Here is a 25,902-nt window from a genome sequence, read left to right as displayed (position 1 = left end):
CTTGTCCACCGCGCCCACGGCTGAGCTGTCCCAGAGGGTGGCCGTACTCAGGTCGATGGTGACATTGGGGATGGGGTTGTCGGGGTCGAAGCCCTTCATGAAGTTGTTTACCGCCACGAAGAAAAGCACGCCGCGGACCTTGTAGGTGCGGTGCTGAGCGTCTTCGCTGTCGATGGCCTCGACCTGGATCTGACGGGCCAGTTTGCGAACGAAGAATATCGCGCTCATGAGCACGCCGGCAAAGACACCTTTGGCCAGGTCATGGGTGATGACCACAGTGGCGACCGTGACAATGAGCACCAGGGCATCGGTGCGGGGCATCTTTCTCAGCATGCCGAAGGAGCTCCAGTCGAAGGTGCCGATGGCCACCATGATCATGACTGCCACCAGGGCGGGCATGGGAATCATGGAGACGAGATCGCCCAGAACCAGAATGAAGAAGAGCAGGTACACCCCCGCGGCGAGGGAGGAGAGGCGTCCGCGGCCGCCGGATTTCACATTGATGATGGACTGGCCGATCATGGCGCAGCCGGCCATGCCGCCGAAGAAGCCGCTGACGATGTTACCGATGCCCTGGCCCCGGCTTTCCTTGTTCTTTTTGCTGGGGGTGTCGGTCAGGTCATCCACGATGGAGGCGGTGAGCAGGGATTCCAGCAGGCCAACGATGGTGAGTGTCAGGGCCGTGGGCAGGATGATCATCAGGGTTTCCAATGTAAAGGGCACATTGGGGAGGTGGAAGAAGGGTGCGCCATCGGGCAGCTCACCCATGCCACCCACGGTATTGAAGGGCACATCAACAAACCAGGCCACGGCGGTCAGGGAGACGATGGCCACCAGGGCGGGCGGGATCTTCTTGGTGATGTAGGGAAAGCCGTAGAGAATCGCCAGGCCGGCGGCCACCATGAGATAGGTGGGAATGCCGTGGCCGATGAAATGCTCGAGCTGGGCCATGAAGATGAGAATGGCCAGGGCGTTGACGAAGCCCATCATCACGGTGCGTGGAATGAACATCATGTAGCGGGCCAGCTTCAGCCAGCCGGCCACGAGCTGGAAGATGCCGGTGAGAATGGTGGCGGCAAAAAGGTATTCCACGCCGTGATCGGCCACCAGGGTGATCATCAGCAGGGCCATGGCACCTGTCGCGGCCGAGATCATGCCCGGGCGGCCGCCGGTAAAGGCCAGCACCACGGCGATACAGAAAGAAGCGTAGAGGCCGACCTTGGGGTCCACGCCCGCGATGATGGAAAAGGCAATGGCTTCGGGAATCAGTGCCAGGGCCACGACGATGCCCGAGATCAAATCTCCACGGACATTGAAGAGCCAGGTGTTGCGGAAGGCGGACCAGTTACGCTTGATTGTCTCGGAAAGCATTGATGTCCCTTGAGGGTTCACGGGCGCTCGCATGACGGGCATGCGTGGAAGCCGCCATGCGCTGCCCGCCGCCAGGATGCATCGTGGCGAAAAGGGCGCTGGGCGCTTGCGAATTCAACTACTGGCAGGAAAATGCTGATAAGCCGCGTGGCCGGAGTACGCGACTCCTGGGGGATATCGAACCGGGGATATCTGTCTCGCGGCGACCAAAATGCCAAAGTCGCGAAAGGCGGGAATGATACGGCGATTGGTCGGGGGTCTCAAGGAGAATAGCCCGTCAGAGTGAATTCAGTTGATTTAGGGCCGTGTTCCGGTGGGTTTTCGGGAATGGCTGTGCTGTCGGAGGGTCGATGGGGTACCCTGCAGGGCATTCAGCGGCGCATCCGCTCGATGTGCCTCCGGCTAAAACAAATCTTCAAAGGCTAATTGCCATGCTCAAGCGCATTCTCGTTCCCGTGAATTTCACCAGTGCCTCGGCCCGGGCACTGGCGGTGACCCGCTCCTTCTGCCCAGAGAATGCCGTGATTCGTCTCCTGACCATCCTGGATCCCAGTGACATCGCCGAGGCCACGGCCAATCCCGCCATCAATCCGCTGCATGCCCGCGAGGAGCGGAGCAAGGCCGAGCAGGCAGCCATGGAAAAGCTCAAGGCCTGGCACCGGGAGGGCGAGGAAGTGGCCATTGAAGTGGGCAGCGCAGCCGAGAAGATCAGCCAGCATGCCGACCAGTGGGATGCCAGCCTGATCGCCATGGGCACCCGCAGCCGCAGTGGCCTGCAGCAGTTCCTCCATGGCTCTGCCACCGAATGGCTGGTCCGCCACGCCAAGCAACCCGTCCTGGCCGTCCATGATGTGGACCTGGACCCCGAGCAGGCCGAGTTCCTGCCCCCGATGGATTGAACCACTTTGGGATTGGTCAGCCGCGCCGACGGGTTGATGCCCGCCGGCGCGGTGAGCTCGTTTACGGCCAGGGCAGGTGGATCGGCTCGGGCCTTGGGCGTTTGGCGGGGTCATCCTGGCCGTCGAAGTAGCGCTGAATGTCGCGGCGCAGGGTGGCCCGATGGGCGTTTGTTGCCGGGGCGCGGTCGCGGCCGATGGTTAGCCAGCCTTCCTTGAGTTCCTCTTCGAGTTTCTTCAGGCGTGCTTCGATCAGGGCGCGGGCCTCGCTGTGGGCCTGCTCGTGGCCGGCCAGATCGAGCAGTCCATCCACCACGGCGCGTTGAACGATGCGGACCAGGTAAGGGTCCTGGGGATCATTGTCAGCAGTGCCCGGATTGTGTTCGAAAGCGGTGTCTACCAGTTGGTCGAGTACCTTGGCTGGCTCTGGAAAATCATTGTCCCTCGCATGGAAGGAAACAACCCGGTTGAAGCGCTCTGGGTGCAGCAAGCCGTCCACAGTCTGTTGGGCCAGGCTATGGGCCGCGTAGAGGGGGTCGAAGGCCGGGCCGGTGTTGGCGTGGAACAGGCGGTCTTCGCCGTTCCAATCCCAGCCGAAGGGGGTGGCGGCGATCTGATCGGCGACGCTGTCCGGTACCCGCAGGTGGCTGGGTTCCAGCGTTTCGAGTATGCGGCTCAGGGCTTCTGTCTGTTCTTCCGGTGGAATGCGCCGGGTGGGCTCCACCTGTTCACCCTTGAGCGCATAGACGAACTCCATCCCGCCCAGGTACTTGATGGCACCTTGAAGGGCAGTGCGGTGGTGGAGATAGACATGGGCGAAGCGCTTGTCCAGGAAGGAATAGGGTTCGCCGTCGTCCAGCGCTCGGTCGTCGAAGGCATTGATCAGGGCCTGGCGTACGCCCAGGGTGCGGTCCAGGGCGCTGAGCATGTCCTCGCCTTCCACCCAGACGCTGGCGTCGGGGAAGCTGCCGTCCGGTTGGGCGGCACCGCCGGTGATAAAGCGCAGCCCGTCTTCCTGGGCCTCGCTCATGATCTCGGCCAGGCCCTCCCGTTCGGCTTCTTTGTCCGGGAACCAGGTGTAGGCGTAGCGGATGGCCAGCTTGTCATGGGGGCCAGGCCCGGGGGCATAGGCATCGGCGATGTCCAGATAGCCGTTCTCGTCCAGGCGCACCAGGGGTACGGGATAGTCCATTACCGAAGCCCGGTCGTGGGTGGCGGCGATGAAGTTGTGGGCCAGGCCCAGGGCATGGCCCAGTTCGTGGGCGGTGTGCTGCAGGCGGCGCTGCATGGCCATTTCCTCGCTGGACAGCGCCAGGCCGTCCGGGCCGGCGGCGGGGCGAAAGCCCATCCAGATGTCGTGATTGACCAGTGAGCGGAAGGAATCCATCCGCACAATGGCGTGGATGATCTCGCCGGTGCGTGGATCTTTATGGGAGGGGCCAACGGAGGGGCCCCGCTCGCGCCGATGTACCCAGTGGATCATGTTGTAGCGAATGTCCATGGGATCGGCGTCCTCGGGCAGGTCCTTTATCCGCAGGGCATTCTTGAAGCCGGCCGCTTCGAACATGTCATTAAACCAGAGGCTGCCCTCGATGAAGGTGCTGCGATAGGGCTCGGGAATGGCCGGGTCCATGTAGAAGACGATGGGCTCTTCGGGTTCAACCAGCTCACCATCCAGATAGGCCTCCTTGTCGGAAGGTACCAGGCGCCAGCGCCATAGCCAGCGCTGGCGGTAGTCGCTGTCATGGCCCTGGGCGAAGTCGAAAAAGACATGAGGGAAGATACCTGCTCGCGGGTGGAATTCCCGGGGCTGGTAGTCATTGTCAGGCAGCCGCAGGAAGCTGTGCTGCTGCTCGAAGGTTACCGAGCGCGGGTCGGGGGCGTGGTCACGCAGTGCCGAGGATGGCTCGTCGACGGCAAAAGTGAGCACGGCGCGGATCTCGCTGTTCTTCGGGAAGGCTGCGGTGTAATCCGGCTCGATATAGCTGCGCTCTGTGTCCAGGCTTGGGCGGCCAAGATTGGCGCTCCGCATCCGCTGGGCAATGTCGAAGACGTCGGAGAGGAAGAAATCGGTGGCATCGACCATCAAGGTCCCGTTGCGCGCTTCCTGGATTTCGAAGGCGGCCAGGACCGAGCGGGGGAAGGACTGCTCAACAGAGCGCTGCAACTGTTCATTGTCGCCCAGCGCCCGGTGATCGGTGTTGTCATCCACCAGCAGCACGCGGTTTCCGCGCCGCTTGAAGCGCACCAACGTCTCGTGGCCCATCTGGCCCCGATCCAACAGTGGGCCGGAGGTGCCCAGGCCCGCTGCCAGGTTGTTGGTGTAGATCAGCGGCTCATCCAGGTCTCGCACTTCCAGCAGCACCCGGCCGGTGTCTGCTTCGTAATGCACCGGCAGCATGGTTTCCTCCGCCATGACGGGCCCTGACAAGATCATCACGGCCAGGCAGGTCACGGATATCAAGTAACGCGAGGCTTTCATGGGGGATCTCCAACTGTCTGCCAAAAGCCCTGAGCATAGCGCATCTGGTAAGTTATCCGCATGCCTAATCATTCAGAGTCTCCATTGAATCCGTCGTCGCCAGGAAGAGTGGCTGGTTTGAGTACCTTATTTGTTGCCCTCGCTGCCCTGTGTTGGGGCTTGTCTGGCGGCATAGGCGGGATTCTCACCGGCGATGGCTGGGACCCGGTGGTGGTTTCCTTTTATCGGGGGGCGATCGGTTTTGTCTTCGTTCTGTCCTGGCTGGCCCTGCGGCCGCAAGGGAGTGGCCTGGGTAACAAGAAACTCTGGCTGTGGTCCCTGCTGGCCGGCCTGGGGGTGGCGGGGAATTTCTCCTTTTATTTTATGAGCATCGCCGAGGGAAGCGTGGCGGTGGCGGCAACCCTGATGTATTGCGCGCCGGTCATTGTCTATCTCGTTTCCTTCACCCTGAAGCTGGAGCAGCCCACGCTGTTCAAGTGGGTTGCCATCGTCATGGTGTTGTTCGGTGTGGTACTGCTTACCGGTATCTACGGCGTGGGTGCCGGGGAGGTGACGGCGATTGCCGCTGGCGCCGGTCTGCTTTCCGGCCTGTCCTACGCGGTTTTCATCTTTGGGTTCAAATGCGCCGCACCCCATGGCAGCCCTCAAGCGATTCTGGTGATTGCCTTTGCCGTCATGGCAATCATTCTCTTTCTCCTCGGTGATCCAGAGCAGACCGTCGATGTGCTCAGCACCTCGAGCTGGCCGCTATTTCTGATCCTGGGGGTTATTGGTGCGGGCCTGTCGTTCATTTTTTACATTATCGGCCTGAATCACACTGCTCCCGCCGTCGCCTCCATTGTGGCCATGGTGGAGCCGGTCACCGCCTCGCTGTTTGGCGTGGTGATTCTGGATCAGAGCCTGGGTCTGGTTCAGGTCTTGGGTATGGTCCTGATCCTGGTCACGGTGACCGCTTTGAGCGTGTACTCCAATTCTCGAGGCAAGCCCCTTCCTCCAGCGCGCTAGACGGTTTCTCCCTGATGCAGTCGGTCCAGAAAACCGCTGGCCTCCTCGATGATGGTCTTGCGCTTCTCCGCATCCATCTTGTCCCAGTTGCGGTACATGGTGGCCATGCGGGGGTTGGCTTCGAAGCGCTTCCGGTGTCGGTTGAGAAAATGCCAGTAAATCACGTTGAAGGGGCAGGCCTTGTCGCCGGTTTTGTGGGTGACTTGGTAAGGGCAGCTCTGGCAGTAGTTGGACATTCGGTTGATATAGGCCCCGGAGCTGACATAGGGCTTGGAGGCGAAAAGGCCGCCGTCGGCAAATTGGGACATACCGGCGGTATTCGGGGCTTCGACCCATTCATAGGCATCGGCATAGACGGCCAGATACCATTCCTGGACCTGTGCCGGGTCGATGCCGGCGAGGAGGGCGAAATTGCCGGTAATCATCAGCCGCTGGATGTGATGGGCATAGGCCAGTGATTCGGTTTGGCCGATGGCCTCGGCCATGCAATGCATATGGGTCTTGGCACCCCAGTACATGGGGGGCAGGTCCTTATCGTGTTTCAGGGCATTGCGCTTGCTGTAATCCGGGCCTTCAAGGAAGTAAATGCCGCGGACAAATTCCCTCCAGCCGATGATCTGACGGATGAAGCCTTCCACCGAATTGATGGGTGCCTGGCCCTGATGATAGGCGGCCTCGGCGGCCTGGCAGACTTCCAACGGGTCCAGCAGACCCGCATTGAGATAAGGGCTTAATACTGAGTGGTAGAGGTAGGGCTCGCCAGTGAGCATGGCATCCTGGTAGCGGCCGAAGTCCGGCAAGGCGTGCCGGATGAAGTGATCCAGGACCTTGAGTGCCCCTTTACGGTCGGTATGGAAATTGAAGGGGCGCAGGGTGCCGAAGTTGTCGGCGAATCGCTCCTCGACCAATGCCAGTACTGCATCCAGGGTGTTGTCCGAGCCGGGCGCGGGAGGCTGCCGGCGAAACAGATCTTCGCTGGCTGCTTTTCGATTGTCGTGATCGAAATTCCATTTGGCGCCGACGGGTTTATTGCCCTCCATGAGCAGGCCGGTGTGGCGTCGCATTGTGCGATAGAAATGCTCCATGCGCAGGGTCTTGCGACCGCGCGCCCAGTCAGCGAAGGCCTGGCGGCTGCAGAGGAAGCGATCGTCCTCAAGCAGTTTCAGATCCAGAGGGCTGGCCTCCAGGGCCTGGAGCAGGCGCCACTCTCCGGGCTCGGTGGCCAGGACCTGCCGGGTTTCGAATTCCCGGGCCCGGCGCCCGAGTTCATCGGGGATGGAGCCGGTATTGTCGGGGTCATCCAGGCGGGTGTAGGCCACGGTCCAACCCTGCTGCTCCAGATGGCTGGCGAATTTGCGCATTGCCGTCAGGGTGAAGGCGATCTTCTTGGGGTGGTGGGCGACATAGCCGGTTTCGCTATCCACCTCGGCCATGACAACCACATCATGACGTTGGTCGGCCGCCTTGAGTGCTGCCATTCTTTCACTCAGTTGGTCCCCCAGAATCAGAACCAGCCTCACCACGGAATTGTCTCCCCGGCCCAGTCAAAGAACCCCCCGGAGTCATTTCGACTCAGGCCGGTGATGACAGCCAGCAGGTTCTTGGCTGCTGTCTCCGGTGTGACCGATGGGTGACGGCCGAGATAGGGCTTGGTCAGCCTGCTGGCAACCGTGCCGGGGTGCAGGGCTACGCAAATGGCCTGCTTTCGGCTGCGGCCGAGTTCGATCGCGGCGCCGTGGATGATCATGTTCAGGGCAGCCTTGGCGGCACGATAGCTGTACCATCCCCCGGCGCGGTTATCGCCAATGGAACCCACCCGGGCGGAGAGGGCGGCCAGCACCGCCGGCTCGTCTTTGGCCAACAGGGGAAGCGCGTGTTTGATCGCCAGGGCCGGGCCCACGGCATTGACCAGAAACAGTGCCGTGAGCGCTTCCCGATTCAGTTGTCTGAGGGTCTTCTCGGGCCGGTGGTCGTCGACCTGCAGGGCGCCGGTGGTGATCAGGATGCGGTGGAAGGGCCCGCTGAGGTTCCTGAAGTGCGCCTGGATGGAATCCTCATCGGTAATGTCCAGCCCATGCTCGGACCGGGAGAGGCCAGTCACGGCATGGCCTTCGGCTGCCAGGGCCTTGGTCAGGGCACTGCCAATGCCGCCGGAGGCACCAATCACCAGGGCGTTCTTCATAAGACCGACTCCTGTTGCCAGATGTTTTGGGTCCGCTTTCCCGACCGGCATCCGGCTGTGGAATATATGGTTTGTACAGGTATTGTATGCTAATGTTGTGCAAATTGTCCATCAGCGGTTCCCGAACTGGAGTTGCCCCATGAGCGAGCAAGCGACTGTCAGGCTGGTCTATGCCAGCCGGGCCACATTTGAGCCCCAGAAGAATGCCAACGGCATTGAGCCCAACGTGGCCAGAATCCTGATGCAGTCCCGGCGCAATAATGCCCGCGACCGCATTGGCGGGGTTCTGCATTTTGGCGATGGCTATTTCTTCCAGTGCCTGGAGGGTGAGCGGGGCCTGGTGAATAAGGTCTATCAGCGGATCGGGGAGGACCCTCGCCACGAGGATGTGCGGCTATTGCAGATGGAGCAGGTGGATGAGCGGAAGTTCCTCGACTGGTCCATGAAGTACGTTGCGATTGAAAGCCAGGTCCAGCGCTTGCTGGATCAGTATGGGCTGTCGGCATTTCGGCCCTATGAGTTCAACAAGCAAATGATTCACGGGCTACTGCAGGCCTGTGTCGCCGCCGAAGACCCCAGCCGAGCAGAGATACCGGATTCGCCGGTGGCTAACCGGCCCAGACAATCCGGTGGTGGTTTCTTTCGACGCCTGCTGGGTCGTGGCTGAGCTGTCCGGGAGGAGGTGATCAGCCATGACCCAGACGACAGTCAGCAGCCGTGGTAGGCCTCGGCGTAGTCGCTGTCAAAACAGTCGATCAAGCGATCGAGCATGGGCAGGTTGGGTGGCCAGGGCATGTCCACCGGGTTGCCGAGGGTATCGACTGGAGCGAATTCTTCGGGCTCGGGAACGTCCGCCAGTCTCTCCCTTGCGGCCTTGAGGGCCTTTCGGTCGCCCTCCAGAAAGGCGATTGTGCCGTCCACATAAAAGTTCCAGCCACCTCGATCCTCGTCGTTACGGTAGGTCTGCTCAATCAGCGGGATGGCTTTTTCGGTCTGGCCGGCCTGGGCCCGCATCTGGCCTTCGTGGAACAGCAGGATAGGGGCGTCGTTATCATGGTGACGCCGGTAGTCCCGGATGAGATCAGCCGCTTCTTCCGTGCAACCGGCCCGATGCAGAGTGCGCCATCCACCCTCCATGTCCTGATCGAAGGCATTCTGGTCAAGGGCCATCATGGCATCATGATCGTAGTCACATGAGGGCGCGGAAAGCGCGCTCAGCAGCAGGAGGAGAGTGGACAGCATGGTTTTGTACTCTGAGATGTCGGTGTCTTTGAGTATCTCTGCTTTTAGGTGCAGCCAGACATCGACTTAATCCGATTCGGATGTAAACTCGAACTCCGTTTCCACCAGCACAGGTTTAGCCTCAGTGTCGTCTTCCCAATGAAATTGCCACTGGCTTACGGAGTCCAGCACGGCGGCATTGAAAACGCCACTGGGTTGCGCCTCAGCAACTTTCGCACGTGAGACTTCTCCGTTCTCTTCGACCCGCATCAGTACCTTGATTGACCCGGTGGGCAGGAGTTCACGTGCTTCTTTGCTCATTCGCACGGGAGCTGAATCAACTGCTGCAAACACAGGATCGCTCATTTCAAGCTGTTCCAGCGCTTTGTCATCTTCCGATAGTGGGTCGGGGCGATTCTTACCATCACCGAAGTGGACAAAATCGATGGTTTGAGCCACTCGGACCGATTGCGCATTCGTAGCGTCATCCGGCTGGTAGCGCCATTGCTGGACGGCCCGGATCGCAGCACGATCGAAAATTCCCTCCGGCGTGGATTCCATGACCTCGATGTGGGTGACCTGACCATCGGCGTCGATCACCAGTCCCATTGTCACTGAGCCGGAGATACCCTTTGTGAGGGCGCTCCTAGGCCATTCGGGCGCAACCCTTGTTATTTCAGCGAAATAAGAGTTCGGATCTTCAACCTTTGGCAGCGCCTTTTTTTCCTCCGGAATAAAGGTTTCCGGCGAGCTGGCGCAGGCGCTCATGAGAGCGATAAGGCCAACGGCGAATGCAGGACGGAATACAGATTGCTGGCTCATACGGGGACCCCCTCCCTAAGGATCTATTATTCAATCTGCCACCATGGGGCATCATGGCCCTGGCGGACTCTGACGAGAATCGAGATTGGAATTTACTGGGCCTTTTGGGATTTTGTCAACGGGAGGCCGAGAGCTCCGCGCCCAGAGTGCAGGTTTGGAAAAAGACCTGATTGCTGCCTTAGGGAATGAAAAGGGCCGCGGCAGTCTCGCCGCGGCCCAGTCATCAGTACTGAGGTGAATCAGAAACGACGGTATTGGATGACCCGGGGTGAAATGGAGATGGGGTCACCTTCTTCGTTCAAGTTGTCGATCCGTTCCAGCAGGGAGACCCAGTCACCGTCGTCATGCAGCAAGGTCCAGCTTCGGACCATGGTCAGGTAGCAATCGACCTCCTGGGAATCGTCACAAATGGATTCCCGGCCCCACCAGACCGGACCGTCATCCCGCGGTTGCGCCCAGGCTTCCAATACGAGACGCCCGTTATCGAAGCGGTAATCGACTTCGTAATCAATGCCCAGTACTTCGTCGGTTGCTTTCTCGATGTAACGGATGCTGCCCCAGCCATCTTCTCTGAGATCGACGGCGAAGGCATAGTCACCCGCCGTTTGGTAATCCCACTGGACAAACAATTCACTGGCAAAGGTCTCATCCAGCCCGCCATTGGCGCTTTGTGGAGCGATCATGGAGCGAATGGAGCGGGCCTCACCATTGCTGTTTGTGGACAGGACCCTGGAGCGCCAGACGGGGAGGTGCTGTTCCGCCTTCAACGCAATTTCATGGACTGTGCCGCTGCCAAACTCGATCTGCAGCCAGCCGCTGTCGCTCAAGGACCAGTTAAAGGCCCCGGATTCGCTGGCTTCGCCGACCCCGCCGCTGGTGAAGGTCATCAGCTCGTCGCCATACCACGCCTCGCCACCGACAAGCGCGGGGAAATCGCCCGGAATGCCCCAGGTCTGATCAGCGATGTCGGCTTCCTCGAAGGCCATGAGCTGGTCCAGGTGGTGGCCGTAAAGGTCTGTCCGGAAATCCACCTCAATGCTTTCCCGGTCGGGATCGTCCGGGAATTCCCGGGTGCCGGCCTGGCTGACGGAGACGATGTCCATGCCGTCTTCTTCGGCCACCAGTGAGGCCTCGAATTCACTGAGACTCGTGACGCAGGCGGTTTGATAGGAATTGCCTTCATCGTCTTCGACCCAGCAAAAGGCTGCCGTGGTGAGTTCTCCGTCAAGATTCACTTCCAGCATGCCGTCGACGACTTCCCACTGGAAAGTGACCGAATCCACGTGATTGGAGTAGAGGCCAGTCCCATCCTCTTCGAAGCGGAACTGAGTGCCGGTGATGATATTGGGCTCCGGGCCGGTGATACCGAACCAGTCATTGGGTATCTCATCTTCGTCGATTCCCTGTACCAGGTCCTCGTCGGAGAGGATCTCACCAATGGCATTGTCGATACTGTCCGGATCGTTCTCCAGAACCTGCTCCTCATAGCTCTTTCGGCTTTCCTCTTCCTCAATCAGGCTGCTGGTGTCATCACTGCCCACCAGGGCCAATCCCGCCTGCGCCAGGGAAGCACCTGCTGCCGGGACAATGGTTCGATCCGGGTCTTCCACGGCAAGCAGGATCAACGCCGACGAGCGCAGTAGCAGGTTGGCCGACAGGCGGTCCCGCAGCGCTGTCCGTTCAGCCTCGGTTTCCGGTGCCTGACCATCGTTCTGCCAGCGCATCAGGGCGGCGTTGGCGGTACTCACATTGGTGATATTGACCCCCACGTTCTGTTCCCGGGTCAGAAGCCCGTCGTTGGTGGCAAGGGCCTGCAGTCGATTCATGTCACCAAGGTAGGACTGGAAGAGGATGAAACCATCCGTTGGGTCAGTGGCTTTAAGGCTCACCATTTCATCCGGTTCACGAATGCTGAGGCGCAGGCTGTACATGCCCTGTTCGTCGCTTCTGGCCTCATAGAGTGTTTCGCCCACCTGCGCCTCGATATCGGCATCGGCAATGATCGGGCCGGCGACCCGGCCAATCATCTGGATGGCCCCATGACAGGAAACGGCGATGTCGCTGACGTCGGCACCGGCGATCGTTCCTTCGGTGTTTTCCAGGTCACAGTTCTGGGCCGGCGCTTCCGGCAGGACCTGCGTGGCAACACTGTAACTCTCACCGTCCTCAAGCTGCGTGGCGAACTCAAATGGGCCATCCGAATCGATGGTCAATGACTCCGCATCATTGAGTCTCAGGATGAGCTGGTCTCCGCTCAGTCCGATGACTTCCCCGGCGACGGCAAAGACGGCTTCGCCATCCGGATCACCAGAGTCGCCACCATCGTCGCTGCTCGAACTGGAACTATTGCAGGCAGCGAGGGGAAGGACCAGGACAAGGGAATACAGACCTATGCGTGGATTGAATGGGGACATTGTCAACCTCCTTGGAGTGTTTTCAGACTGCCCGACTTCCTATTCCGTGACGGAAAATGAGAGGGACGTATGGATAAGCTAGGCTGGCGGGCGCCCCGGCGCATCACCCATATAGGTGAACTCTGGCGAGAAATTTTCGAGGTTGGCGGCTGGGTGGGGCAGGCCGCTGAGAGGGATGCGGTGCTAGCTTGTGGAGTCGGAGGGGCTGGCGGAGATATTCCAGGGTTTGCCGGTCAGCAGGCGTATCAGTTCGGACTGGCGCCCGGTGCCGGTCTTGGTGAGTACTCTCTTTAGGTGGCTACGCAGGGTTTCCCGCGACAGCTGCCAGTGATCGCTGAGCTCGGACAGTTCGTGACCCTGGGCCAGGGCACAGGCCAGTCGGGCCTCGGCCGCTGTAAGGCCGTAAAGACTCATGAGAATGTCGCGATTGACCAGGCCTGCGTCCGCCAGGTTGCTCAGGAGCCAGACGGTTTGCACATCAGGCCATGGACCCTCCAGGCCCATCGGGCCGGGTCTGGCTGGCGTGGCCACCACCAGAATGTGGGGTCGGCCCGCTTCATGTTGGAGCAGTATTGCCTCCGGGGTAGGCGGTTGGGAAAGGGCGATCCGGTTTTTGACAGTCTCGAGCATGCCCCGGAAGCGCTTGCGGTCTCTGGGGTGGGTCACCCTGATATGGCCTGTATCAGCCATCAGGCCATGACGTTGTTGAAGAATCTCCTCGGCCTTGTCGTTCTTGTGGACAATGCGATGCTCCCCGTCGAGTAGCACTACACCCACGGACAGGGCATTAAGGGTATGTTCGGCAGCATTGACCTGTTGCCGGGTGAGCCTCAAGAGCTGGCCCATGTTCACGGCCCGCTGGATATGGGGGACCAGGCGGCGCATATAGTTTTTGTCTTCCTGGTCAAACGGTCCAGCGGCCAGGTGTCGCTGGACTGCGAACTTGAAAACACAGTCCTCGGTGCGCACGGCAATACCGCCACAGACGTGATAATTCTCCTGGGGCCGCATGTAATCAGCGAAAAATTCGTTGTTACGGAGTTCCCGGGGTGTGAATAGCTGTTCGGATGTGGCGATGAATCCGGCCGGGACGGTCTTGAGTACATCGAGGAAGATGTCGTGCTTGATTTAGTACTCGCTGTGAGCTCGCTGCAGCGCCGGGTCCAGGTTGTAGTGAATGTTGCTGCGAATGGCGGTGTTGCGTTCATCGATGCCCCGGATGATGCCTGACTTGGCATTCAGGGTCTGGGCCAGGTCAACGATGAAACCCTGCCAGTGGTCCGGGTCGGTGGCGGCGGTGTAGATAGACTCCACCTGGCTCGAAAATCTATCGATGTCGTGGGTCGATCTCATGGCCGCCCCTTCACTGCGACGGACTCTGGTCAAAGGTATCCAGGACCTGGTCCCAGCGCTCAAACAAGGCGAAATGGGCGCTGTCTGCCCATTGATTCAGTGGGATACCACCAAGGTGCGCTGACAGCCATTGGCCCATGGCAATCGGCGCATTCAGGTCTCGGCTGCCATGCCAGAGGTGGACCGGGCAATTCGGTGCTTTGGGCGTGATGCCCCAGTCCGATGTCAGTGCCTGGGCGTCCGCCAGCATGCCTTCCAGGCCGGGCCGCAGACATTCGGTGAGGCTTGCGGCGTAGGCACTGGTACCCGTTTTTTCGAAAATGGCCTGGTCTTCCGGCGGTGCGCCGGCCAGAAGCAGGTCCAAGGGGGTGTCGGTGGATTCGAGACCGTCGTTGAGCATGGCGAGAAAGGCCTCGGCATCGCTACCGGCCAGTTGCCAGAATTGTTGCAGTGATTCCGGCATGCCCACCGTGGTGGCATCCGAGAATGGCGCAAGACTGCTGACCAGGCCCAGTCGGTTAATGCGTTCCGGTAGGCGCAGGGCGGCAGCCAGGGCATGGGGGCCGCCGCCGGAAAAGCCGAGAAGGCCAGTCTGGTCGAGTGCCAAGTGGTCCAGCAGGGCGGCCAGGTCGTCGGCAAAATCGGCAAGGGTACGGCCCGGGGAAGGGGAGCTTGCACCGTAGCCGGGGCGGTCCGGCACGATCACCCGCAAACCGAAAATCGCGGCCAGATCGGCCGCCGGGGCAAATTCCCAGCGTGATCCCGGCGTTCCATGGCAGTAGACGATGCCTCTGCCGTCGGCGAGGCCATATTCCGACCAGCCAAGTTGCCGATCAGCGGCAAGGCGCAGGGTGTGGTGGTTCCCGTACTGATGCCCGGTCATACTGACTCCCTTCACCGGGTTTGCTAAAGCCCGGAAACGATCCCCTCCTTCTTTTTACATATTAGACCTGCCGGGGCCTTGCTGCCACTCAAAATCGGCTTGAGGCGGGGATGTAACTCTTGGTTTGGTCCCGAGGGGCGTCAAGTCAGGTCCTTAGCTTGCGCTGAGCGCGGCTTGCCATCTTTCACCTTGGCTCCAGCCGGCCTCATGTCTGGTCGTCACTGAGGCTCCTGGTTGCCGGGGCGATATTGGAACTTGCCTGCCGGCCCGTTGTCGTCTTGCGGTCATCCGTGAGTTCCGGGAGGATGGGTTGCCATTGCCCGTCTGGAATCCCGACTTTGTGGTGTCCTATGCATAAACTGCCTGGCTCTTTCTCCCCTGTCTGTTTCCCTGTTCTTTTGCTGCTTGGGCTGTTCCTGACAGCCTGTGGACCGTCCGGTGATTCATCCAATGGTCTGTCCGAGCGGGATCTGCGTGATGCCGACTCGGCCGAGGGCCTGTTCACGGTGCATCAAATCGATGAGCGGATCCTTTTTGAGATTCCCCAGGACATGCTCGGGCGCGAGATGGCGGTGATGAGCCGTTATGCCAAGGCCCAGGAAGGGCTGGCGGCCCGTGGCGGCGGGGATCGCATGACCGAGAATATGGTGGTGCAGTGGGAGCGGCGCGGTGACCGTGTTGTGCTTCGCAGTCAGAGCCATGCCAATACCGCTGATCCGGATTCCCCCCTGGCCCTGGCCGTCGCCAATTCGAATTTCTCGCCGGTCGTTGCCAGTTTCCCGGTGGAGATGGAGCGACAGGGACGGGCGGTGATTGATGTCACTGAAATGTATCTGGGAGATCATCCGGCCTTCTCCTTTCCCCGCCAACGCCGGGATGATCTGGGTATCCGACAGTTTGATGCGGAGCGAAGCTGGCTGGAGTGGAGCCGGGCTTTTCCCGGGAACATCGAGATTCGGGCCGTGCGCAGTTATGACGCGGAGAATCCGCCCTCCAATCGTCGGGGCGGTACGGTTTCCTTCGAGATCAACCACTCCATGATCCTGCTGCCGGAGGAACCCATGATGCCCCGCCTGGCGGATGAGCGGGTTACCTACATTACCCAGCAGCAGACCGATTATTCCCGGGATTTCCAGGGGGTGCGGCCCTATGAATACCTGCGCCGCTACCGTCTGGAGCCCAAGGACATGGAGGCATTCAAGCGCGGTGAGCTGGTGGAGCCCAAGGAGCCCATCGTCTGGTATATCGACCCGGCGACGCCGGAGAAGTGGGTGCCTTACTTCAAGGCCGGGATCATGGAGTGGGAGTCGGCCTTTGAAAAAGCCGGCTTCAAGAATGCGGTGGATGTGAAGCTGGCACCCACCGAGGAAGAAGACCCGGAGTTCAGTCTGCTGGACGCCCGCTACAACGTGATTCGCTACGTGGCCACCCCGGTACGCTCGGCCAACGCCGGCGGTGATGTGGTGGACCCCCGTTCCGGTGAGGTGATCCGCGGTCACATGAATATGTACCACGGTCTGGATGAGCGCTTGCGTTGGTGGCTGGTGTCTCAGGTGGCCACCGCCAACCCCCGCTTCCGAACCACTGAACTGAGTGAAGAGGATCTCGGCGAGGCCCTGCGCTATGTGGTCTCCCATGAAATGGCCCATGCCATGGGGCTGCCCCATAACCAGCGGGCCAATTTTGTGTACCCGGTGGAGAGTCTGCGCGACCCGGATTTCGTGGAAGAGTGGGGCCATTCGGCTTCATCAGTCGGGCGTACTCGTTATAACTACATCGCTCAGCCCGGTGACGACGTGTCCCCGGAGCGCCGCATCGGTCTGTGGGATGAGTTCGCCATCATGTGGGGCTATCGGCCGATCCCGGAAGCCACCACGCCGGAAGAGGAACTGGAAACCCTCAATGAATGGATCGTCGAGCGGGCGGACAAGCCCTGGTTCCGTTCCGCCCATCCGCAGTTTGGCATGGACGTGGAATGGGACCCTTACCGCATGACCGAGGGTATTTCCGATGATCCGGTGAAAGCGGCTGAGTACGGCATGCGCAATTTGCGCGAGGCCACCCGCAATCTGCGTGAGTGGCTTTTGAAGGCCGGCGATGACTACTACGAGCTGGAAACCCATTACCTGCAGAATCTGACCCAATGGAATCGCTACGCCGAGCATGCCGCAGCGGCCGTGGGCGGCTCCTGGACCCACCACAAGCGAGTTGGCGAGGAGGGCGCGGTTTATACCCCCATCGATCCCGACTACCAGCGCAAGGCCATGGCCTTCATCGACGAGCATGTCCTCAGCACGCCGGAGTGGGCACTGGACATGGAAACCCTGCGTCGCTTGGAGCACGCCGGCGCGGTGGAGCGTATTCGGGCCTATCAGGAACTGGCCGTGCAGCGACTGCTAAATCATGCCCGCCTGGCTCGGATGATCGAGCACGAGGCCTTCCTGGGCGATGAAACCTATCGGCCCACCGATATGTTGGATGATGCCCGGGCCATGATCTGGCGGGAGTTGAGCGAAGGTGAGGCCATCAACACCTGGCGGCGCAACATGCAGCGAGCCTACCTGGAACAGGCCCAATACCTGTTGCAGCAGGCCGAGTCCGAGCACTGGCAGCCGCCTGCTTCCGGCAATCTCCGGGTGGGCAGGAATGACGACCCGCCCTTGAATGCGGATCTGCACATCAGCCAGTCGGATATCCGGCCCTTAGTCCGTGAACAACTGGCTTTACTGGCTGATGAGATCGCTTCCTTTCTGGATAATGGAGTGAAAGACCGGATGACCCGAATTCATCTGCAGGATGCCCAGCGGCGCATTGAGCGGGCCTTGCGCTAGATACAGGGTCTGGAAGGCTGGTTCTGCACTTGGATTTGAGGGGCCTGCAACCCGGAAAATAGCGGTAGCATAGACCATGATACTGATTGCCATGATTTGAAGTCCGAAATCGAGGGGGAAGGGAAGTGAGCCGGAATTTGATTGCTGGGGGCTTGTGTTTCTTGTTGCTGTTTGCAGCCAATGGTGTCCGTGCCACCGATATTTTTGTTGGGGGCGGTATTCTGGACGGCGGTGCCGGTACCCAGGATGATGACTGGAATCTTTTCTCTGCCCGCGATTTCAGGGGCACGGGCGGATGGGTATCGGTCGGTGCTATCGGTCGGTGCTATCGATCGGGATCTGCGCTTCTACGGCACGCTTGGTCGATTGCCATTTGATGATGCCGATCTGACTGTGGCGACCTTCGCTGGTGATTATGTCTTTGCCTACGGTGATGTGCTAAGGCCCTATATTGGGCTGTCCGCCGGCTATGGGCGGCAAAAGTGGACAGAGAACGTGCCCTTCGATGAGGACCGCATGGCCATGTTCGATGGTGAGAGCGGGGAGGGCTTTATCTTTGGCTTTCAGGCTGGTGTGCTGCTCGAGTTCAACCGACATTGGCAGATGGATATCGGTGGGCGGGGTTACTATTCAAGAATCAGCAGTTCGGCTGTGATCGAAGGCTTTGATGTGGCGCATCAGAGACTGGAGACGCTCAACTTCATGCATGTTTCCCTGTACTACCAGTTTTGATCCTGGGTTCTTCATTGAAAGCCGTCAATCTGTTGGCTTTTTTCCGGTTTGCAGGCAGGTGATGGCCCGCTCCAGGCCTTCCACGGTCAGGGGGAACATTCGCCCGTCAAGCAGCTCCCGCACCATGCCAATGCTGTAAGTCCGTTCCCAGTCTTCTTCGGGTACCGGGTTGAGCCAGATCAGGCGTTCAAAACGCTGTTTGATCTTCTCGAAGGAGGCCGCTCCCGGCTCCGGGTTCATGAAGTCGATGGCACCGAAGGGGGCGGCAATTTCGTAGGGCGACATGGAGGCATCACCGACGAAGATCGCCTTGTAGTCGGGGCCGTAGGTGTTGAGGATCTCATCCAGTGGGGTGAGATTGTCGTGGCGCAGCTCGTTAGCCTGCCAGAGATGCTCGTAGATGAAGTTGTGGAAATAGTAGTGCTCCAGGTGCTTGAACTCGGCACGGCATGCGGTGAATAGGGCTTCGGAAAGCTGGACGTGATCGTCCATGGAACCGCCTACATCAAAAAAACTCAGGACCTTGACGGCATTGTGCCGTTCCGGTCGGGTGCGGATGTCCAGCAGGCCGGCATTGCGGGCCGTGTCCCGGATGGTGGCATCCAGGTCCAGCTCTTCCCGGGCCCCGCTGCGGGCGAAGCGTCGCAACTTGCGCAGGGCGAGCTGGATGTTGCGGCTGCCGATTTCGGATTCGTCGTCCAGGTTTCGATATCGACGCTGCTCCCAGACCTTGACCGCCCGGCGATGGCGGCCCGGTCCACCGATGCGGATGCCTTCCGGGTTGTAACCGCCATGGCCGAAGGGGCTGGTCCCGCCGGTACCGATCCAGCGGTTGCCGCCCTCGTGCCGCCCGGTTTGTTCATTGAGCCGTTCTTCCAGGGCCTTCATCAGGGCTTCCAGCCCGCCAAAGGCCTCGATCTGGCGCTTCTCCTCTTCGGAGAAATGCCGGTCCAGTTCCAGGCGCAGCCAGTCCTCGGGGAATTCGCCGCCGAGCGGGTCGGGCATGGCCTCCAGGCCTTCCTGGAAATGGGCAAAGGCCTGATCAAAACGGTCAAAGCGGGTCTCGTCCTTCACCAGGGTCATGCGGCTCAGGTGATAGAAGGCATCCATGTCACAAGCGGCAAGGTTGGCCTCCATCACCTCATGCAAGGCAATAAGATCCTTGGGGGTGACGGGGAGCCCGTGCTGGCGCAGGGTTGTGAAAAAACGGATGAGCATGGGCGGCAGTGGCACTCAGGCGCGGCGGCTCATGAAGGCCAGGCGCTCCAGCAGTTGCACGTCCTGTTCGTTCTTTACCAGGGCACCATAGAGGGGTGGCAGGGCCTCGCGGATGTCACCGCCTTTCAGGGCCTTGGCCGCAAGCTGGTCGCTGACCAGCAGTTTGAGCCAATCCAGTAGTTCGGAGGTGGAGGGCGGCTTTTTCAGGCCTGGCACCTCGCGGACCTGAAAGAACATGCGCAGGGCATCGCTTATCAGCTTTGATTCAATGTCCGGGAAATGGACGTCAATGATGGCCTTGAGGGTGTCCGCGTCCGGAAACTCGATGTAATGGAAGAAACAGCGGCGCAGAAAGGCGTCCGGCAGTTCCTTCTCATTGTTCGAGGTGATGATCACCACGGGCCGATGCCGGGCGCGGATGGTCTCGCCGGTCTCGTAGACATGGAACTCCATTCGGTCCAGTTCCACCAGCAGGTCATTGGGAAATTCGATGTCGGCCTTGTCGATTTCATCGATCAGTAGAACGGCCCGCCGTTCGCTGGCGAAGGCCTCCCAGAGCTTGCCGGGGCGGATGTAGTTGTTGACGTCGTGGACCCGGTCATCGCCGAGCTGAGAGTCCCGCAGGCGGGAGACCGCATCGTATTCGTAGAGGCCTTGCTGGGCGCGAGTGGTGGATTTGATGTGCCACTGAATCAGGGGCATGTCCAGACCCCTGGCGATCTCCTCGGCCAGCAGGGTCTTGCCCGTGCCGGGCTCGCCCTTGACCAGCAGGGGGCGCTCCAGGGTCATGGCGGCGTTGACGGCCAGTTGCAGCTTGTCGTCGGCGATATAGCGCGCGGATCCCTTGAATCCGGTCATCGGGGGCCTCCAGGAAGTAGGGTATTCGGCGGAGGGCGCAGTGTACCCAATCCGGCCCGGGAGACCCAGGGATTCACCGGCCGGTGGCACTGAAAATGACGCTTGACCGGGCGCATTAGCTGATCTACTGTATTATCTATGTAAATCACCTGATTGTTCGAGGAGAAAGGAAGATGGAAGCAATGCGTGCTGCCCTGCTGAGCGGGCTGTTGGCAATTTCTCTGGGTCTCGGCGGTTGTGCCCTGGTGATTGGCAATGAGATGGGCAATACCGGCTGGGACGAGGCCTATCCGGCGGATTTCAAGGAGCAGAGCCGGAGTGACCGGGCCATGAGCCAGGCCGTTCAGGCTGCCCTCAACCGGGATGCCGAAACCCGCCGGGCGGGTATTCGGGCCCGCAGCCGGGACGGGGAAGTCCTGCTGTTGGGCCGGACCGGTGATCCTGACGTGGTCAGCCACGCTCTGCGAGTATCGCTTGAGGTGGAAGGCGTGGAGCAGGTCACCAGCCGGATCGAACTGACCGGCAGTCGCTAGGGAGGCAGGGATAATGAAGACGATTCAATGGAGTGTGGGCAAGGTACTGTTGTTGCTTATCGCCCTTGTTCTCGCGGCTGGCGGTGTGTTCGGCTACAAGCTGGTCTGGGGCAAGCCCTTCAGTGTTGACCATTTCTATGAGCGGGTTTTCATCCGCTTTGCCTTGCAAGACCCGGAGATGCTGACTCAGCTTGGCATTCTTGAGGGGACGCCGCTACGGGGTCATAACCGGCGTCTGACCGATGTGTCGGTGGAGCGGCAGAAGGCCCAGGTGGACCGGGCCATTCGGGATATGGAGATCCTGCGCTCCTACAGCCGGGATCGGATGACAGAGCAGCAGCGCCTGTCCGCCGACATCCTGGAATGGTTCATGGACACCAATCTGGCTGCAAGGGAGTTCATGTTTCACAACTTCCCGGTGAACCAGATGTTTGGTGTTCAGAACAATCTCCCGGAGTTCATGATTGAAACGCATCGCATCGATGATCAGCGCGGCGCGGAGGATTACGTCATTCGCCTGACGCGTTTCCCCGAAAAGTTCGGCCAGGTGATAGTAGGTCTGGATTACCGGCTGGAGCGGGACATTATCCCGCCACGCTTTGTTGTGGATCGTGTGCTGACCGAAATGAATGGCTTCATTGAGCCCGATGTGGAAAGCAACGAACTCTATACCCACCTCGCTGACAGCCTGGATGATCTGGAAGAACTGTCCGAAGAAGATCGTCAGGCGATTCTTCAGGGTGCCCGTGAAGCCCTTCAGGTGGATGTCTATCCTGCCTACCGGGACTTGATTGCCTGGTTCGAGGCAGTTCGCCCGCAGACGAGTGAAGCGGTGGGCGCCTGGACATTGCCCGATGGCGACCGCTTCTATCGCCATATGCTGCGCAGCAATACCACAACCGATATGAGCCCGGCCGAGGTCCATGAGCTGGGCCTGGAACAGGTGGACTCCATCCTATCGGAAATGGACGCCATACTGCGGGAGCAGGGCTATGAAGATGGCACGGTGGGCGAGCGCATGGATCGCCTGGCAGCCGAAGACCGCTTCCTCTATCCGGACACGGACGCGGGTCGGGAGCAGATCATTGCCGATTACCAGGCCATGGTCGATGCCCTGGAAAAGGAAATGTCACCCTATTTCGGCCGCCTCCCTAAAGCCTCGGTTGAGGTCCGACGGGTGCCCGAGTTCCGGGAGGCGACAGCAGCCGGCGCCTACTATCGGCCGCCGCCCATGGGTGGTGGCCGGCCGGGCGTGTTCTATGCCAATTTGCGTGACGTTGCCGAGGTGCCCAAGTTCGGCATGCACACCCTTGCCGTGCATGAGGCCATTCCCGGCCACCATTTCCAGATTGCCCTGCAGATGGAGATGGAAGGCCTGCCCACTTTCAGAAGTTTCCCGCTGTTCAGTGCCTACACCGAAGGCTGGGCCCTGTATGCCGAGCGCCTGGTGGATGAAATGGACCTGTATGAGGATAACTACGAGCGCCTCGGCATGCTCCAGGCGCAGCTATTCCGGGCGGTTCGTCTGGTAGTGGATACCGGCCTGCACTACAAGCGCTGGACCCGCGAGGAGGCCATTGATTACATGTTTGAAACCACCGGCATGCCCCGTGGCGATGTCGTGGCCGAGGTGGAGCGCTATGTGGTAATGCCGGGACAGGCCTGCAGCTACATGGTGGGCATGCTGCATATCCAATCCCTTCGCGACCGCGCCGAGCAAGCCCTGGGGGAGCATTTCGAACTCTCCGACTTTCATGATGTAGTCCTGGGCAACGGTGCCATGCCCCTGTCGTTGTTGAGCAAACAGGTAGATGCCTGGATCGAGGCATCGCAGGGCGACTGAAGGAGAAAGCGAGGCAGACTTGTGCAATACGACCGTATTGGACGCTGCCCGATTATTCACTGCTGGCAAGGCTTAAGCGCTAGTCAAGTGGCTGATTGCCGAGAAAACCCGGGCTCCGCATCTAGCAGAGCCCGGTTCCTTCTTTCAATGTTCTTCCAGACGGATGTGGCCGCTGAAGCTCTGGAGGCGGACACTCAGGGAGCCAGCACCGTCCTGGAATTCCAGGGTGTTGCCGGGGCCCTGCCTGCTCCGGACAGCTTCCCCGCCCAGTTCACTCTCAATCTGCCCACTGTGACTGCGGGCAGTCAGGTTAAGAGGCAGACCGCTGGGGAGGGCCAGGCGAATTTCACCACTATGGCTCTGGGCCTCGATACTGGCACGTTGCTCGGGCTTCAGACTGGCGTGGAGTGCTGCCGATACGGTTTGCAGCCTGGCACTCCGGATATCCCGGCCTTCAATCTCGATGACGCCGGACACATTCTCAGCCTCAACCCGGCCCTGAAGATCCCTGGCCAGAACGCGGCCACTGACCGAACGCAATCGGTTTTCTTCCTGACCGCTGCCTTTTAGGTGGATATCCCCACTGACGGTAGCCAGATCCAGGCGGGCCGGGCGGGCGTCCACGTTCAGGTCACCGCTGACAGCTTTCAATGACAGTCGCTCACCCTCAAGTCCGCGGACGGCGAATCCTCCGCTCACCACGCGGCCTTGCAGGGATATACCTTTAGGGACAGTCAAATTCAATGTGGTCCCATTGACCTGCGTGTTGCTGCTCTCATCCTTGGGCCGAAGATTGATTACCCAGGCATCACGATCGCCCCGGATCTCCAATTCCTCCACTTCCTCGCCCAGTTTGCCTGTGAGCCGAAACTCGTCGGTGTTTTCAGCCTGTATATTGATCTGGCCGACCATGGCATTGATATTTACCCGCGCATCAGCAGCTATGGGCCGTGATTCCTGCACGGGCTCGGCTAATGTGGCTGTGCTAAATAACAGGAGCGTCAGCACAATCCAGAAAAGCATCAGGGTTCTCATGGTTATATTCTCCATTCCGGTTCCACACGATTCATGAGTTGCATTTCCCGCAGCCGGGCGTCGATCAGCAGATCCAGCAGCAAAGGGTCTCCAGGGTTTTCCGCGACGGCCTGCTCCAGTTCCAATACCGCGGCGCGATGGGTTTCCCAGCCCGGTGGGTTGCTGTGACCACCAAATGCTTCGGCGATGGCCGCCGGGGAGTGTTGCAGCAGGGCCTGACTGGCTGACTCAAGAGTGGCCCATTGCTGCTTTTCCACCTCCGGTGATTGTGGTGACGGTGCTAGCCAGACCAGCAATCCCAGGGTCAATACGGAAGCCGCCACGGCCAGCCCGCTGAGTACACGGTGCCTTGACTGTCTCCTGATGCCCCGCTCAATGGCCTGCCAAATACCCTCTGGTGGCGCGGCCTCTCGTGGAAGAGCGTTCAGTCTGTGGTCCAGTTCCCGATCAGTGAGTGTCATGGGAAAGCACCTCCTTCAACAGTTTTCGAGCCCGATGCAACTGCGCCTTCGATGTCCCGACCGCAATGCCCGCTGTTGACGCGATCTCCTCGTGGCTCATCCCTTCCAGGTGGAATAGAACGAGCACCAGGCGGGCATTGTCAGGCAGCCCGGTAATGGCACGCTCCAGGTCCCGGTCGGCACAGGGCCAGGGTGGCTCCCCGGCAGCTTGCTCTGGGGGATTCTCCTGGGTGAGCAGCCGCGGCCGCCGTTTGTCCGCCAGGGAGATATTGACCAGCAGCCGCCGCAACCAGCCGCCAAAGGCCTGGGGATCCCGCAGCTGGCCCAACTTTTGCCAGGCTTGAAGGAAACAGTCCTGGACCCAGTCTTCGGCCCGGCCCCGATCACCGCCGGCCAGCCGCCAGGCAGTGGCGAGGAGCCGTCCGCCGTAATGGCGGTACAGCTGGTCGAAGGCTTCCCGATCCCCCCGGCTGGCGGAAACCACCCACGCCTGCTTTGAGTCAACGCTTTGGCTGTCATTTTTGTTATCCATGCCCATAGGATGCGCCCAGTTCTGGCAAGGTTTGAATCATCGCCCGAATTTTTTTCCTGGTCGGGCGGCATGGAAGCTGCTTCGCGCGCTGACGGGATGGCAGGAATCAGCGGCCTATCAGGCTGATTCCAGGTGTTTCGCTGCCGCGCAAGGCGGCGTCGGAATCAGGAGATTATGCTGCTATGCTTTGGAGAAGGCGCCCAGGGTATGCCTCGTTGCCGGGCACGGCAGGGCAACTCGGGGGCCGCAGAGCGCAGGCGGGATTTTTGGGGGGAGTGAATGGGGCAGTTGTCGAGATTATCGATTGCGTCGCGACGATTTTGGCTCGTGTCAGTTCTTCTTCTTCTGAGTTTTTCGGCCCAGGCGGGCCTGCTCAATTTTCACCACTACGATGTCCAGGATGGTCTGCCCCAGACCCAGGTCCTGAGTATTCACCAGGACTACCGGGGGTATCTATGGTTCGGTACCTATGGCGGCGTCAGTCGCTACAACGGGGTTCAGTTTGAGACTTTCACGACTGCCAGCGGGCTGGGCGCCAATGCAGTGGAGGCCATTGCCAGCGATCCCGATGGGACTATCTGGGTGGCCACTGGTGCCGGCGTGTGCAAAAAGTCAGCGGGCGAAGCGCGCTTTTCCTGTCTTGATGTGCCGGGTCTTGACGAGGCATATGTCTATGACTTGCATTTGGATCCGGAGAGGCTTTGGGTAGCCTCCAATCGGGGATTGTTCCGCGTGCAAGGGGAGCTGTATCAGCAGTATACGGACAAGGACGGGCTTCCTGTCAGTTCCGTTCAAAGCGTGGTCACTCTGTCGGATGGCACGGTGGTGGCCGGGACGGTGGAGGGGATTGCGCAGAAGCCTCCACAAGATGACGGGTTTTCCATTCCTGAAGGGGGAGCCGAGCTGACGGTCGCCACCATGCTGGCCCGGGATGGAAAGGTCTGGCTTGGCACGACTGCAGGACTATTTGTCTACTACCAGGGCAGTATTTTTGTATCCCCCCTGCCATCCGGGAAATCCGGTGCTGTGGACATCGTATCCCTGGCCCTGGGCCAGGATGACGATCTCTGGGTCGCCAGTGGTTATGGCGTCTATCAGCTAGCCTCCAATGGCATCAGGCAGATCACCACTGAAAGTGGCCTCGCCGACAATAATGTCCACTCTGTCTTCGTGGACCGGGAGGGACTCGCCTGGATGGGCCATGATTATGGCTTGAGTAAACTCGTGCCG

The 25,902-nt window shown here is 60.1% G+C and carries 23 protein-coding genes; 8 read left to right on the top strand and 15 right to left on the bottom strand.

Going from position 1 to position 25,902, the window contains the following annotated elements:
• Nucleotides 1-1,371, bottom strand: a 1,371-nt coding sequence (locus ACJWXQ_RS12840; protein ID WP_406672952.1) for a SulP family inorganic anion transporter, incomplete at its 3' end; no start/stop codon positions are given.
• 431 nt (nt 1,372-1,802) lie between these two features.
• On the opposite strand from ACJWXQ_RS12840, the gene ACJWXQ_RS12835 reads away from it, so the two are divergent.
• Nucleotides 1,803-2,270 (top strand): universal stress protein, encoded by a 468-nt coding sequence (locus ACJWXQ_RS12835; RefSeq protein ID WP_406672951.1) that lies wholly within the window; start codon nt 1,803-1,805, stop codon nt 2,268-2,270.
• A 61-nt stretch (nt 2,271-2,331) separates the two neighbouring features.
• Here ACJWXQ_RS12835 and ACJWXQ_RS12830 read toward each other — a convergent pair whose 3' ends face one another.
• Nucleotides 2,332-4,749: a zinc-dependent metalloprotease gene (locus ACJWXQ_RS12830; RefSeq protein ID WP_406672950.1), complete on the bottom strand. Its 2,418-nt coding sequence runs from the start codon at nt 4,747-4,749 to the stop codon at nt 2,332-2,334.
• A 60-nt stretch (nt 4,750-4,809) separates the two neighbouring features.
• Between ACJWXQ_RS12830 and ACJWXQ_RS12825 the strand changes: the two genes are divergently transcribed.
• Nucleotides 4,810-5,754 carry a DMT family transporter gene (locus ACJWXQ_RS12825; RefSeq protein WP_406672949.1) on the top strand — a complete coding sequence of 315 codons (945 nt, stop codon included), beginning with the start codon at nt 4,810-4,812 and terminating at the stop codon, nt 5,752-5,754.
• Here the strand turns inward: ACJWXQ_RS12825 and ACJWXQ_RS12820 are convergent.
• Both ACJWXQ_RS12820 and ACJWXQ_RS12815 read right to left on the bottom strand, forming a co-directional pair.
• Complete coding sequence (locus tag ACJWXQ_RS12820; RefSeq protein ID WP_406672948.1) at nt 5,751-7,277, bottom strand: cryptochrome/photolyase family protein; 1,527 nt, start codon at nt 7,275-7,277, stop codon at nt 5,751-5,753. The two genes, ACJWXQ_RS12825 and ACJWXQ_RS12820, sit on opposite strands and share 4 nt — an antisense overlap.
• Nucleotides 7,271-7,936 carry an SDR family NAD(P)-dependent oxidoreductase gene (locus tag ACJWXQ_RS12815; RefSeq protein ID WP_346049602.1) on the bottom strand — a complete coding sequence of 222 codons (666 nt, stop codon included), beginning with the start codon at nt 7,934-7,936 and terminating at the stop codon, nt 7,271-7,273. Before ACJWXQ_RS12815 ends, ACJWXQ_RS12820 begins: the two co-directional genes overlap by 7 nt.
• Before the next feature lie 139 nt (nt 7,937-8,075).
• On the opposite strand from ACJWXQ_RS12815, the gene ACJWXQ_RS12810 reads away from it, so the two are divergent.
• On the top strand, nt 8,076-8,603 hold the full coding sequence (locus ACJWXQ_RS12810) for a BLUF domain-containing protein (RefSeq protein ID WP_346049604.1): 528 nt from the start codon (nt 8,076-8,078) through the stop codon (nt 8,601-8,603).
• Between the two features lie 41 nt (nt 8,604-8,644).
• On the opposite strand, the gene ACJWXQ_RS12805 is transcribed toward ACJWXQ_RS12810, so the two are convergent.
• The 6 genes from ACJWXQ_RS12805 to ACJWXQ_RS12780 form a co-directional block, all read right to left on the bottom strand.
• Nucleotides 8,645-9,178, bottom strand: a complete 534-nt coding sequence (locus ACJWXQ_RS12805; RefSeq protein ID WP_346049606.1) for a hypothetical protein — start codon at nt 9,176-9,178, stop codon at nt 8,645-8,647.
• Nucleotides 9,179-9,244: 66 nt separating this feature from the next.
• On the bottom strand, nt 9,245-9,979 hold the full coding sequence (locus tag ACJWXQ_RS12800) for a TonB family protein (RefSeq protein ID WP_346049608.1): 735 nt from the start codon (nt 9,977-9,979) through the stop codon (nt 9,245-9,247).
• Between the two features lie 239 nt (nt 9,980-10,218).
• On the bottom strand, nt 10,219-12,393 hold the full coding sequence (locus ACJWXQ_RS12795) for a hypothetical protein (RefSeq protein WP_406672947.1): 2,175 nt from the start codon (nt 12,391-12,393) through the stop codon (nt 10,219-10,221).
• A gap of 183 nt (nt 12,394-12,576) precedes the next feature.
• Nucleotides 12,577-13,404: a hypothetical protein gene (locus ACJWXQ_RS12790; RefSeq protein ID WP_406672946.1), complete on the bottom strand. Its 828-nt coding sequence runs from the start codon at nt 13,402-13,404 to the stop codon at nt 12,577-12,579.
• A 117-nt stretch (nt 13,405-13,521) separates the two neighbouring features.
• On the bottom strand, nt 13,522-13,746 hold the full coding sequence (locus tag ACJWXQ_RS12785) for a hypothetical protein (protein ID WP_346049616.1): 225 nt from the start codon (nt 13,744-13,746) through the stop codon (nt 13,522-13,524).
• A gap of 10 nt (nt 13,747-13,756) precedes the next feature.
• Nucleotides 13,757-14,629: an alpha/beta hydrolase gene (locus ACJWXQ_RS12780; protein ID WP_346049618.1), complete on the bottom strand. Its 873-nt coding sequence runs from the start codon at nt 14,627-14,629 to the stop codon at nt 13,757-13,759.
• Nucleotides 14,630-14,979: 350 nt separating this feature from the next.
• Between ACJWXQ_RS12780 and ACJWXQ_RS12775 the strand changes: the two genes are divergently transcribed.
• Together ACJWXQ_RS12775 and ACJWXQ_RS12770 are read left to right on the top strand one after the other, a co-directional pair.
• On the top strand, nt 14,980-17,460 hold the full coding sequence (locus ACJWXQ_RS12775; protein WP_346049620.1) for a zinc-dependent metalloprotease: 2,481 nt from the start codon (nt 14,980-14,982) through the stop codon (nt 17,458-17,460).
• A 246-nt stretch (nt 17,461-17,706) separates the two neighbouring features.
• Entirely contained in the window at nt 17,707-18,192 is a 486-nt protein-coding gene (locus ACJWXQ_RS12770; protein WP_406672945.1) for a hypothetical protein, read from the top strand.
• A 24-nt stretch (nt 18,193-18,216) separates the two neighbouring features.
• Here the strand turns inward: ACJWXQ_RS12770 and ACJWXQ_RS12765 are convergent, their stop codons facing one another.
• Both ACJWXQ_RS12765 and ACJWXQ_RS12760 read right to left on the bottom strand, forming a co-directional pair.
• Nucleotides 18,217-19,410, bottom strand: a complete 1,194-nt coding sequence (locus ACJWXQ_RS12765) for a VWA domain-containing protein (RefSeq protein ID WP_346049624.1) — start codon at nt 19,408-19,410, stop codon at nt 18,217-18,219.
• Between the two features lie 15 nt (nt 19,411-19,425).
• Complete coding sequence (locus tag ACJWXQ_RS12760; RefSeq protein WP_406672944.1) at nt 19,426-20,268, bottom strand: AAA family ATPase; 843 nt, start codon at nt 20,266-20,268, stop codon at nt 19,426-19,428.
• A gap of 173 nt (nt 20,269-20,441) precedes the next feature.
• On the opposite strand from ACJWXQ_RS12760, the gene ACJWXQ_RS12755 reads away from it, so the two are divergent.
• Together ACJWXQ_RS12755 and ACJWXQ_RS12750 are read left to right on the top strand one after the other, a co-directional pair.
• Nucleotides 20,442-20,801 carry a BON domain-containing protein gene (locus tag ACJWXQ_RS12755; RefSeq protein ID WP_346049628.1) on the top strand — a complete coding sequence of 120 codons (360 nt, stop codon included), beginning with the start codon at nt 20,442-20,444 and terminating at the stop codon, nt 20,799-20,801.
• Between the two features lie 13 nt (nt 20,802-20,814).
• The gene (locus ACJWXQ_RS12750; RefSeq protein WP_406672943.1) at nt 20,815-22,644 is read left to right on the top strand and encodes a DUF885 domain-containing protein; all 1,830 of its coding nucleotides are present in this window, start codon (nt 20,815-20,817) and stop codon (nt 22,642-22,644) included.
• A 144-nt stretch (nt 22,645-22,788) separates the two neighbouring features.
• Here the strand turns inward: ACJWXQ_RS12750 and ACJWXQ_RS12745 are convergent, their stop codons facing one another.
• From ACJWXQ_RS12745 to ACJWXQ_RS12735, 3 genes are read right to left on the bottom strand one after another with little or no spacing between them, the layout of a single operon-like run.
• Nucleotides 22,789-23,679, bottom strand: a complete 891-nt coding sequence (locus ACJWXQ_RS12745) for a DUF4097 family beta strand repeat-containing protein (protein ID WP_346049632.1) — start codon at nt 23,677-23,679, stop codon at nt 22,789-22,791.
• A 2-nt stretch (nt 23,680-23,681) separates the two neighbouring features.
• Nucleotides 23,682-24,140 carry a hypothetical protein gene (locus ACJWXQ_RS12740; RefSeq protein WP_406672942.1) on the bottom strand — a complete coding sequence of 153 codons (459 nt, stop codon included), beginning with the start codon at nt 24,138-24,140 and terminating at the stop codon, nt 23,682-23,684.
• Nucleotides 24,127-24,672: a SigE family RNA polymerase sigma factor gene (locus tag ACJWXQ_RS12735; RefSeq protein ID WP_346049636.1), complete on the bottom strand. Its 546-nt coding sequence runs from the start codon at nt 24,670-24,672 to the stop codon at nt 24,127-24,129. The genes ACJWXQ_RS12740 and ACJWXQ_RS12735 overlap by 14 nt, the downstream gene beginning before the upstream one ends.
• A 327-nt stretch (nt 24,673-24,999) precedes the next feature.
• Here ACJWXQ_RS12735 and ACJWXQ_RS12730 point away from each other — a divergent pair.
• Nucleotides 25,000-25,902 (top strand): two-component regulator propeller domain-containing protein (locus tag ACJWXQ_RS12730; RefSeq protein ID WP_406672941.1); only part of this gene is annotated, 903 nt, incomplete at its 3' end.

Origin of the sequence: Natronospira sp., from assembly GCF_007134575.1 — a bacterium.
Classification (GTDB): Bacteria; Pseudomonadota; Gammaproteobacteria; order Natronospirales; family Natronospiraceae; genus Natronospira; species Natronospira elongata.
This window is presented reverse-complemented; position numbering and strand designations above follow the sequence as displayed.